Annotated in this window: 2 protein-coding genes; one reads left to right on the top strand and one right to left on the bottom strand. The window is 60.7% G+C overall.

Annotation, left to right across the window (positions count from 1 at the left end; genetic code table 11):
• Positions 1 to 3 precede the first annotated feature (3 nt).
• A complete protein-coding gene (locus GM1_RS21250; RefSeq protein WP_223291294.1) occupies positions 4 to 405 on the bottom strand; it encodes a PaaI family thioesterase in 402 nt (133 codons plus the stop codon).
• Between GM1_RS21250 and GM1_RS23235 the strand changes: the two genes are divergently transcribed.
• On the top strand, positions 400 to 561 hold the full coding sequence (locus GM1_RS23235) for a hypothetical protein (protein WP_306302661.1): 162 nt from the start codon (positions 400 to 402) through the stop codon (positions 559 to 561). The two genes, GM1_RS21250 and GM1_RS23235, sit on opposite strands and share 6 nt — an antisense overlap.
• The last annotated feature ends 1,020 nt before the right edge of the window (positions 562 to 1,581 follow it).

The raw sequence follows: 1,581 nt of genomic DNA, 5'->3' as shown, positions 1-1,581 counted from the left end.
AGATTAGTGCGTCGTCGGCGTATCGTCGTGGTCACTTACCTGCTGCGGAATAGCCGTCTCTACAACGTGGTTCGGAGAACTCTTACCCAACGTGCTCGTGAAGTGCTCCAGCGTGACGACGATGAAGAGCCCAACCGCCGACGCGACGCGCTGGCCGGTTGTCGCCTCTCGCAGTTCGGCCCGGACTTTGAGTTTGCGGCCCGTCCGGGACACGAGATCGGCACTGACCTCGTACCGGGTGCCCAGCAACACGGGGGCGAAGAACTCGGTGTCGAGTTTGCGAGTTACCGCCATCTCGCCCACGACGTAGAGCAGCATCCCCACCATGTCATCGAGGACGGTGACCACGGCGCCACCGTGTGCTATTCCGGGGGCGCCGCGATGTCTACCATCGAATACATGCACGGCAACCACGCCATCTCCACGCCGTCGGGCCTGCAAGCGGTATCCGTGCGGATTGTCGGTACCGCACCCAAGACACCATGGGTGGTGCGCCTCCAGTTCTGCACCGTCGACTACGTCGCCGCGGTTCTGGAATGCGTTCCACCAGTGGACCGTTAGCTGCTCATCGGTTGGACTGTCGATGACGATGCCTCCTGAAAATCAACACGCAGCTTGTTTTTGACGTCCCGCCAGAGCGCGCCACGGTCATCAAACGGGCGAATCCGAGCACTTTGACTCGTTTCGACTCAAGTTAGTCGATCTCACACCGAGAGCAAACACGCACATCAGTTGTTACTGATCGCAGCAGGCGTTCGCAACCGACATCTTTGCCCACGAGCTGCGGCAGTCAGCAGTACCGCCTTCGGGACGCAGTACGCCCTCGACCCGGAGGCTTGAGACCGCGTCTCGTCAAAGCCCTCGAAGTCGCCCCGAACTGCGAGAGGCGACGCCCGGCCACGCGCGTCGCGTCAGAGGTTGGGCTCTTCATCGTCGGCACGCCGGCCCAATCCCTCACCGTGTCTTCTGTCCCCAGCCGAGCCGCCCATTCAGCGAGGTCGCGAAGCGAACCCGCACCGCAACGCTCTCCCTTACTGTGACGGCAGGAATCAGCACCTCGTCATCGCGTGTCTACCGGCGAAGCTGTCGATCCTCGGAAGGACAATCCGCTAGCCAAATCACTGCAATCGTTCATGGTCAGGCGTCAAGGACCCGCAGCACGCTGGTGTAGTCCTCGGGTTTTGGAACAGCATGGTGCGAGCGGCGATCGGGCATAGATCTCGGTGAGCTGCACACCGCTGTTCCCCTCGATGATGGGTCTCCGATCGTGATGTCGTGTCAATGAACGTCACCACACCGCCGAGCAGCCCCCCATCAGCGCGCCGCGCGACCATCTCACTGGCCTGCCCAATCGAGTCCAGCCCATCGACAGCCTGGACACTACTTGCAGTGCTCGACACTCCTCCTCACTAGATGGTTGACAAAATCGAGTGGAGGACCAGATACTGTAGGTATCTGATACTCAGGGTTTCGAGTACCTGATACCATAGTCCTGATGCGATCAACGAGGGTGACTTTGACGCCAATGGCGCTACTCCGCGGTTGGCCCCCGATTTTCGTGGCAATACCGGCAGCCACTAG

The sequence above is a fragment of the Gordonia malaquae NBRC 108250 genome (assembly GCF_000344135.1).
Classification (GTDB): domain Bacteria; phylum Actinomycetota; class Actinomycetes; order Mycobacteriales; family Mycobacteriaceae; genus Gordonia; species Gordonia malaquae.
The sequence above is the reverse complement of the archived record's forward strand: the minus strand, read 5'-3'. Positions and strand labels throughout refer to the sequence as shown.

Excerpts from the sequence above, each read along its gene's own strand:
- GM1_RS23235 (WP_306302661.1), top strand. The coding sequence starts at position 400 with ATGCACGGCAACCACGCCATCTCCACGCCGTCGGGCCTGCAAGCGGTA.